At 42.7% G+C, this 8,561-nt stretch carries 9 protein-coding genes and 1 pseudogene; 8 read left to right on the top strand and 2 right to left on the bottom strand.

Translation table 11 applies throughout. From position 1 onward, the window contains the following. Window positions 1-289 precede the first annotated feature (289 nt). Together mobA and I8U19_RS16285 are read left to right on the top strand one after the other, a co-directional pair. Entirely contained in the window at window positions 290-901 is a 612-nt protein-coding gene (mobA, locus tag I8U19_RS16280) for a molybdenum cofactor guanylyltransferase (RefSeq protein ID WP_198056514.1), read from the top strand. Beyond that, window positions 898-1,179, top strand: coding sequence for a hypothetical protein (locus I8U19_RS16285; RefSeq protein ID WP_198056515.1), 282 nt, complete (start codon window positions 898-900; stop codon window positions 1,177-1,179). The genes mobA and I8U19_RS16285 overlap by 4 nt, the downstream gene beginning before the upstream one ends. Here the strand turns inward: I8U19_RS16285 and I8U19_RS16290 are convergent. Next, entirely contained in the window at window positions 1,151-1,495 is a 345-nt protein-coding gene (locus I8U19_RS16290; RefSeq protein ID WP_198056516.1) for a Na-translocating system protein MpsC family protein, read from the bottom strand. The genes I8U19_RS16285 and I8U19_RS16290 overlap by 29 nt on opposite strands. A 568-nt stretch (window positions 1,496-2,063) precedes the next feature. Between I8U19_RS16290 and fdhF the strand changes: the two genes are divergently transcribed. The 6 genes and pseudogenes from fdhF to I8U19_RS17795 all read left to right on the top strand — a co-directional run bounded on the left by fdhF (window position 2,064) and on the right by I8U19_RS17795 (window position 8,034). Then, the gene (fdhF, locus tag I8U19_RS16295) at window positions 2,064-5,006 is read left to right on the top strand and encodes a formate dehydrogenase subunit alpha (protein ID WP_198056517.1); all 2,943 of its coding nucleotides are present in this window, start codon (window positions 2,064-2,066) and stop codon (window positions 5,004-5,006) included. A 13-nt stretch (window positions 5,007-5,019) separates the two neighbouring features. After that, window positions 5,020-5,502, top strand: a complete 483-nt coding sequence (locus I8U19_RS16300) for a helical membrane plugin domain-containing protein (RefSeq protein WP_198056518.1) — start codon at window positions 5,020-5,022, stop codon at window positions 5,500-5,502. A gap of 142 nt (window positions 5,503-5,644) precedes the next feature. Next, a complete protein-coding gene (locus tag I8U19_RS16305; protein WP_198056519.1) occupies window positions 5,645-6,082 on the top strand; it encodes an OsmC family protein in 438 nt (145 codons plus the stop codon). A gap of 18 nt (window positions 6,083-6,100) precedes the next feature. Next, a complete protein-coding gene (locus I8U19_RS16310) occupies window positions 6,101-6,772 on the top strand; it encodes a haloacid dehalogenase type II (protein WP_198056520.1) in 672 nt (223 codons plus the stop codon). Between the two features lie 247 nt (window positions 6,773-7,019). Further along, window positions 7,020-7,864, top strand: a pseudogene (gene fabV / locus I8U19_RS16315) (enoyl-ACP reductase FabV). 68 nt (window positions 7,865-7,932) lie between these two features. Continuing rightward, window positions 7,933-8,034 carry a hypothetical protein gene (locus tag I8U19_RS17795; protein ID WP_370589807.1) on the top strand — a complete coding sequence of 34 codons (102 nt, stop codon included), beginning with the start codon at window positions 7,933-7,935 and terminating at the stop codon, window positions 8,032-8,034. Window positions 8,035-8,404: 370 nt separating this feature from the next. Here the strand turns inward: I8U19_RS17795 and I8U19_RS17800 are convergent. Further along, the coding region (locus tag I8U19_RS17800; RefSeq protein ID WP_198056521.1) for an integrase core domain-containing protein at window positions 8,405-8,561 on the bottom strand (157 nt) is incomplete at its 5' end.

The raw sequence follows: 8,561 nt of genomic DNA on the forward strand, positions 1-8,561 counted from the left end.
AAACTCAGCTAAAGGGACGTGGTGCTTCTCTGTAGCGACCTTTGCTACAAAGGAGCCTGAAGCAAAGAGAACACTATGCCCCGATGAATAACCTTTATACCATCCTGTAATTGAAATAGGTTCTATCAATATTTGTAAAATTCGTCTTTGGTTGTTTGTTTCTAAAACTTTTTCACAATGCTTCTAGGGGTGGAAAAAATAGTCCATTGTAAGATTGTCATATGCTTGATATTTTGTTGCAGGATTGGCCGGGGGAAAACGGGGAAAGCAGTTAGGGGGTGAAGCAGTTTTGTTGACAGGGGTCATTTTGGCAGGCGGGCAAAACCGACGGATGAATGGACAGGTGAAAGCGTTGTTGCCGTTTGGCGGGGAGCCTCTCTTAAAGCGACAATTGCAGGAAATGAAACAGGTTTGTGAGGAGATTTGGGTGGTGACAAATCAGCCTGGGCGATTTGTTCCTTATGCAAAAGAGGGAATTCGGATTATCTCGGATGACTGGCCGGGTATGGGACCGCTCGGTGGTATGGCATCGGCTTTTTCAAAGGCCTCTTATCCCGATGTTTGGGTGGTCGGATGTGATATGCCTTTCATTTGCGGGCGAGTCGCACAGCGTTTGGTGGAGTGCCGGACAAGCCAATCAGTTGAGGCAGTTGTTCCCGTTGTGGAAGGGAAACGGCAACCACTTCATGCCGTATATGACAAGACCAGCGCGGAAATCATTCGCGAACTGCTTAAAAAAGGAGTGCGCCAGGTAAATGGCTTCTTGGAAGCGATCCGTTGCCGATACGTAGACGAAACTTTTTTTGCAAGGCAAGGACTTTCACTCCAGTTTGCGATGAACGTGAATACGCCGAAGGAATATGAACGGGCATTGAGGAGAATCGAAGAGCCTGAGAGATGAACCGAATGAACCAAGCCCCTTTCCCGAAAATTTCCGGAAAAGGGGCTTGGCTTGTTTTTGGTGAAAAACTGGCCATTCCTACCCCGAGGTTCCCCGCTATTGCCGTTTTTTTAGTTCCATTTGCTATTCATCTGGCCTTTTCCATTGTTTTTTTAGCCGCAGATTCCTTTCGTGATTTCCGTTTCTGCAAAACCGCCATTTCCCATTTTAGTCGCGATGGTAGTTCCCACGTCTGGATTTCCCAAACTCTCAACTATGAATTTTATTTTCAAAAATAAAAACGGAAACCGCTATGTCTTCTTCCACTTTAATATCTGAAAAGAGATAAATAAGCTTCGAACCAATCAATTTCTCCAATTCTTTATGGAAATTGGTGGTATATACTTCTTGAATCATTTTAGTTCGAGCCGTATGAACCATTTCTTTGCCCTCGGTCGTACGTGCAATAAATTTTTCTGTTGGTGTTAAATTCCCGTGTAGGATCGTAATGGCCATATTATTAACAAACGTGGTTTGGATTCGTTCGGGACCTTTTCCAAATAAATCCTTCCGTACTTTTCGAATGATTTCATTGAACGCTCCTTCTTTCTTCATCTCCATCATTCTCCTAAACTGAATTTGGATCTTTATTTTATTGCACAAAATCATTATACTAAAGAATTAAAACTGGGAATTTAGGATTGTGAGCGAGTGAGCGAGATTCCTCCCCATTTCAATGGGGTAGATAAAAGCGAGCGTTGCTCGGTATACCCCTTGCGGGGATGCTCTTAGAGCAACAATTTTTTGTATAATCCAATCATGAAGTGCGAAAACACGTAAAACTAAACAGAAACAGGCATGGGACGTGCCTTTGTGGAGAGAACGGCGTGAGTCGCCTCGATGAAGCGAGAAGCTCGCCATTTCAATGGCGATGTAGTTCACCATTCCGCAATATTGAAATGATTTTCGATACAGAGTTATAATCATTCTGTAAATATTTCAAGGCAGTAACGCGCAAGTATTGAGTTCTGCTTGCCGTTAATGTCTCTAATTTTGAGGCTGGCGGATTGGTAAATAAGTATAAATATGCTTATTTACTACTCCACCATGAACATATGGATGCCGAATAGGGCATGCGTCTGTTCGTGGTGGAGTTTTTTATTTTAAAAAAGGAGTATCAACCATGAGTAATAACTTCATTCCGATTACCATAGACGGAAAAAAATACGAAGTCAAAGCGGGTTCAACCATTCTTGAGGTGATCAATCAAAACGGTATCCCGCATCCGCAAGTATGTTATGTACCTGAAGTAGACCCCATTCAAACGTGCGATACCTGTATCGTGGAAGTGGATGGGAAGTTGGTAAGATCCTGTTCAACCAAAGTAGCTCCCGGAATGAATATTCAATTATCTTCCGAACGCGCCAAGGCAGCACAAACTGAAGCGATGGACAGACTTTTGGAAAATCACCTTCTCTACTGCACCGTGTGCGATAATAACAATGGAAATTGCAAGTTGCACAATACAGCGATGTTGATGGGAATCGAACACCAAAAATATCCGTATAAACCTAAGGCCGGTCCAGATGAAGTGGATATGTCACACCCATTTTACCGTTACGATCCCAATCAATGTATTGCGTGTGGTCAATGTGTGGAAGTGTGTCAAAACCTTCAGGTCAACGAGACCCTGTCCATTGATTGGGAGGCAGATCGTCCACGTGTTATTTGGGATGATGGAGTGGCAATCAACGATTCTTCCTGCGTAAGTTGCGGACAATGTGTGACGGTTTGTCCATGTAATGCGTTAATGGAAAAATCCATGCTGGGCGAAGCCGGATTTATGACCGGAATCGACAAAGATCTGTTAAATCCCATGATTGACTTGGTTAAAAAAGTCGAACCCGGGTATAGCAGTATTTTTGCGATTTCGGAAATGGAAGCCGCGATGCGCGAGACACGAATCAAGAAAACGAAAACCGTTTGTACGTTCTGCGGCGTAGGTTGCTCTTTTGAAGTATGGACCAAAGGGCGTAAAATCTTAAAAATTCAACCCACCTCCGATGGGCCGGTAAATGGAATTTCGACTTGTGTCAAAGGAAAATTCGGATGGGATTTCGCCAATAGCGAAGAACGCTTAACAAAACCTTTAATTCGCAAAGGCGATGCATTTGTGGAATCAACTTGGGAAGAAGCATTAAAGTTGATTGCAAGTAAATTAGGTTCTATTAAAGAAACCTATAGTGGAAATGCGATTGGATTCATTTCCTCCTCTAAGATTACCAATGAGGAAAACTATTTAATGCAAAAATTGGCTCGGCAGGTGTTCCAAACCAATAACGTGGATAACTGTTCCCGTTACTGTCAATCCCCTGCCACTGACGGTTTACTTCGTACAGTTGGAATGGGTGGGGATTCAGGAACCATTAAGGATATCGCTTCAGCTGGTCTTGTGATTATCGTTGGGGCAAACCCTACCGAAGGTCATCCTGTTTTGGCTACACGCATCAAACGTGCGCATAAGTTGCATGGTCAAAAATTGATCGTTGCTGACCTACGCAAACATGAACTGGCAGAACGTTCCGATCTGTTTATCAGTCCGAAACAAGGGACAGATCAGGTATGGCTCTATGCGGTAGCCAAATACATCATTGATCAAGGCTGGCATGATGAACAATTTATTAAACAACGGGTCCACTACTTCGAAGAGTTCAAGAAAGTCCTTGAAAAATACACATTGGAATATGCCGAAGAGGTAACAGGTGTTTCAAAAGAAAAATTAATTCAAATTGCCACCATGATTCATGAAACGGATGGAACTTGCATTCTTTGGGGAATGGGCGTGACCCAAAACACGGGTGGAAGTGATACATCTGCAGCCATTTCGAACCTCCTTCTTCTGACAGGTAACTATGGGCGTCCAGGTACCGGAGCTTATCCGCTTCGCGGCCATAATAATGTGCAAGGTGCTTGTGATATGGGGACCTTGCCTGGATGGTTGCCAGGATACCAGCATGTGACCGACGAGGTGGCTCGTGCAAAATTCGAAAAAGCATACGGTGTACCTATTTCGGAAAAACCGGGATGGGATAATATTGAAATGCTTCGTGCGATTGAGGAAGGCAAATTAAAAGCCATGTATATCGTGGGAGAAGATATGGCATTGGTTGATTCTAATGCCAACCATGTGCATGATCTTCTAAGTCAATTAGACTTTTTGATTGTCCAAGACATCTTCTTGACTAAAACGGCTCAGTTTGCCGATGTGGTCTTACCTGCTTCGCCAAGCCTGGAGAAAGAAGGAACCTTCACCAATACCGAACGTCGTATTCAACGCTTGTATCAAGCATTAGAGCCACTTGGGGATTCGAAACCGGACTGGTGGATTATCCAGGAGATTGCGAAACGATTGGGTGCGGATTGGAACTATGCAAGCCCAAAAGAAATCATGGATGAAATGGTTAGCCTTGTTCCGCTCTATTCTCAAGCGACATATGACCGCTTGGAAGGATGGAATAGCTTATGTTGGGGAAGTGATGACGGAGCGGATACTCCGCTTCTCTATACCGAACGTTTTAATTTTCCGGATGGAAAAGCCCGTTTCGCTCTATCGGATTGGATTCCTCCTTATGAAGTCCCTGAAGAATACGATTTATTAATTAACAACGGGCGTTTATTGGAACACTTCCATGAAGGAAACCTGACTAACAAATCCAAGGGAATTCAATCAAAGATGCCGGGCGTATTCGTCGAGGTTTCGCCTGAGTTGGCAAAAGAACGAAAAGTGAAAGATGGATCCTTGGTCCGTTTGGAATCTCCATTTGGGGCGATTAAAGCACGCGTTCTAGTAACTGATCGGGTCAAAGGAAAAGAATTATATCTTCCGATGCACTCGGTCAGTTATGAAAGTGCAATTAACCTTCTCACTGGTTCTGCGACGGATCATCGTACCCATACACCGGCGTATAAACAGACCCGTGTACGCATGCAAGTGTTAGATGTCGAAGGATCTATTCCGCTCCCTCTTACCAACCCAAGATATAAAAAACGTCATCCACAAAATGGGGTTGAAGTGGAACGAAAATGGAAACGTCCTGATTATGTATCCTTAGTGGATAAAGCGTAAGGAGGTGGGAATCATGGCTAATCCCATTTCGGTTATCAAAAAACGCGTTCTCTCGGAAGAAGAAAAAAAACAGCAATCGCTAAACCAGCTGAAAGCTGATCTAGCGGAAAATGAGACTGCGCTCAAGAAGACTTTAGAACTTGTTCGGGAATTACATGACAGCGGAATTCTCGAAGCAGTACAAGCCATACTGAAAGCAAAAGAAGAAATTGCGAAAATCACGGTCAGTCAATTGACACGAAAGCCGGTAATTAACATAATCAATAATCTTATGGGAGCAGCTGGAACCTTAGCGGAAATAGACCCTGAACTTACCCAAAAATTATTAAAAAGCGTTGCTTCCGGTATGGAAGAAGCAGGGGAACATTTACAAAAGAATAAAAAAGTCGGGATCTTTGATCTTGTTAAAGTGTTGAGTGATCCGGACATCAATCGTGCCATCAGTTTTAGCATTCATTTTCTTAAAGGAATGGGCAAAGGGTTAAAAGGTAGATAGAGTATCACAGGCCGCCAAGACGACGGCGGGCTTACCGGCTTTGGCTTGGATGGTACGGATTGGTTGGAGCCACTATGTTCTGTACCAACCGGTAGGTACAGATTGATTGTTATACAGGTTGGGATAGCTAGGAGGAATTACTATGCCTAAAAATATCGAAAGAATTACTGCTGTTTCTCAAGGCATGCAAACAAAAGCACGTTCAAAAAATCATGAGATTATTATAGACGAACCTCCTGTGATGGGTGGCCAAGATACCGGGCCGAATCCGCTTGGCACCCTGTTAAGTGCACTGGCCGGATGCGAGAATGTGATTGCAAATATGGTTGCCAAAGAAATGAACTTTGATCTGCAAGGCATCGAATTTGATATCCGTGGTGAATTTGACCCAGCTGGGCTAGTGGGAGATCCGAATGTTCGCCCATACTTTGAAAGAGTAACGATTCATGCCAAAGTAAAAACAAGCGAACCTGAAGAACGAATCAAAGAACTACAGGAAAAAACCGATTTGCGTTGCCCGGTTTACACCACACTTAAAGCAGCGGGCGTGGAAATGGTTCCAAATTGGGTTAAAGCTTAACGAACAGGAGTGCTTTCAATGGGTAAAAAAAACGTGAAGGTCATTGTTTTTGATGCATATGGAACATTGTTCGACGTTCATTCTGTCATACAAAAATGTGAGGAACTGTTTCCGACTCGCGGTCAACAAATCAGCGAGCTTTGGCGAACAAAGCAACTGGAGTATGCGTTCATCCAACATATTATCGGCCGTTACAGACCATTCGATGAAATTACAAAAAATAGTCTTCGATTTGCGTGCGAGCAATTAGGAGTGGCGCTCGCGGAGAATCAGGAGAAGGAATTACTAAGATCCTATTTAACCCTGTCTCCCTATGAAGAGGTACCGAACGCACTCAAAAAGTTAGCAAACCGCTATCAGCTGGCCATTTTGACTAATGGAACACTGAACATGATCCAACCATTAGTTGAATATCATCATCTCAATCCCTATTTTAGCGAACTGATGAGTGTAGATGGTGTGAAACAGTATAAACCTTCGCCAGCGGCTTATGCGTATGCTCTTGACCGGTTACAATGCGAACGCGAAGACATTTTATTCCTTTCATCGAATACATGGGACATTACAGGCGCATCCAGCTTTGGGTTCCAAACAGCATGGGTCAACCGGAAAAAAGTGGTGTTTGATCGTATGGGTCAGCAACCGGACCATATTATTTATAATTTAAATGAATTAATCAGGATCGTTTGATCTAAAATGGGCCGTTTTTTCTTTTGAAAATAGCTTGTGATTGAAACAAAAACCCGGGCGATTCGTCCGGGTGTTGTTTTCCTATAGGGGACTGATCCATTTTCAAATCTTATCTGGATAGTATTCATCCATGCAATGATAAGAGAGGTTAAACAAATGACGATACAACCAAGATTTCGAGGCTCATCCAGAATGATGTGTCCAACAAGTAAAGAAACAAATCGAGTACATTCAAGCTAAACCTCGCATTCATGGGCCAAAGAAAGTGTTAGTGATTGGAACATCTAAAGGATTTGGGTTAGCATCTCGTATCGTTTCGACTTTTGGTGCAGGGGCAGATACCATAGGTGTATTTTCCGGAAAAGCCAGTAAAGGCAAACGGACTGCTTCTATTGGTTGGTACAATACAGTAGCCTTTGAGCAGGCTGCAACGAAAGCGGGTTATTATGCCAAAAGTGTCCATGGAGATGCGTTTTCAAATGAAGTAAAAGATCAAGTGATTGAATTGATCAAACAGAAAGTGGATCTGGTTATTTACAGCCTGGCAGCTTCAAGGCGTATCGATCCTGAAACAGGGGAAGTTTTTCAATCGGTTTTAAAACCTATTGGGGAGGCGTTCTACTCTAAAACAGTAGATTTTCATACCGGAGAAGTATCAAAGGTAATGGTTGAGCCTGCCACAGAACAAGAAATCGATCAAACGGTAAAAGTAATGGGAGGAGAAGATTGGAAGCGTGGATTTTGGCATTAAAAAAAGCAAATGTACTGGCTAAAGGAGCTATTACTGTTGCTTTTTCATACATTGGCCCTGAACTAATTCATCCTATCTATCGGGATGGGACGATCGGGAAAGCAAAAGATCATCTTGAACAAACCGCGAACGAACTTAGAAAAGATTTAGAAGATATCAGTGGGCAAGTTTTTGTTTTTGTCAATAAAGCCGTGGTTACTCAATCCAGTTCTGCTATTCCTGTAGTTCCGCTTTATATATCTATCCTTTATAAAGTAATGAAAGAGAAAGGCTTACATGAAAGCTGTATTGAACACATAGATAGACTCTTTAGGGAAAAGCTTACACTGGATATCCGGTAGAGTTGGATCATAAAGGTCGTATACGTTTGGATGACGCGAACCGATGTACAGGAATCTGTTAAACAAATATGGGATCAGGTAAATACGGAAATATAAGAAGCATCACTGATTTAGAAGGATATCGAAAGGAGTTTTTTCAGCTATTTGGTTTTGAACAAATCACTAACTAATTTTTAACATTTATTGTTAAAAATGAGATTTTTGCTTTTTGTATGTATTAGCGTGGTAAATCCGTGAAAAAAACTGCGGGACTCCTTTATGAAGGATAGCACTGGAATACGGCTTATATTACCGGCTTGATCACTGGTGTGGTACTTATCCCCTTGCTGGTTTTGGGATTCGTACGTGAAATTTTTCCTGCGGCGGCATTGTTGCAACTGGCATAGAACTAACTATGGGGATGCTTATGACTTGGTTAAAGAAGAATAGACTTACCCTCAGTCCAATGAGGGAACAAGATTGAACATTTTACTCTAAAACACACATTTGGCTCAAGAAGAAGTAAATTAAAACTTAATGAACCCCAAAAGTCCAGACATTTTAAGCCGCATTTGAGGTAAAACGTTGACGGAACTCCTTTGGAGACAGGTACCCCAATGCAGAGTGTGGCCGTTCTGCATTGTAGAACCGGATGTAGCGGTCGATGTCTTTTTTGGCTTCCAGGAAGGTGGTGTATTCCTGGAGCCATACGGTTTCC

The sequence above is a fragment of the Thermoactinomyces sp. CICC 10523 genome (assembly GCF_016055105.1).
GTDB classification, from domain to species: domain Bacteria; phylum Bacillota; class Bacilli; order Thermoactinomycetales; family Thermoactinomycetaceae; genus Thermoactinomyces_A; species Thermoactinomyces_A daqus.

Coding starts and splice junctions, on each gene's coding strand:
- I8U19_RS16300 (WP_198056518.1), top strand. CDS start 5,020: ATGGCTAATCCCATTTCGGTTATCAAAAAACGCGTTCTCTCGGAAGAA.
- I8U19_RS17795 (WP_370589807.1), top strand. CDS start 7,933: ATGGGATCAGGTAAATACGGAAATATAAGAAGCATCACTGATTTAGAA.
- I8U19_RS16285 (WP_198056515.1), top strand. CDS start 898: ATGAACCGAATGAACCAAGCCCCTTTCCCGAAAATTTCCGGAAAAGGG.
- I8U19_RS16305 (WP_198056519.1), top strand. CDS start 5,645: ATGCCTAAAAATATCGAAAGAATTACTGCTGTTTCTCAAGGCATGCAA.
- fdhF (WP_198056517.1), top strand. CDS start 2,064: ATGAGTAATAACTTCATTCCGATTACCATAGACGGAAAAAAATACGAA.
- I8U19_RS16310 (WP_198056520.1), top strand. CDS start 6,101: ATGGGTAAAAAAAACGTGAAGGTCATTGTTTTTGATGCATATGGAACA.
- I8U19_RS16290 (WP_198056516.1), bottom strand. CDS start 1,495: ATGAAGAAAGAAGGAGCGTTCAATGAAATCATTCGAAAAGTACGGAAG.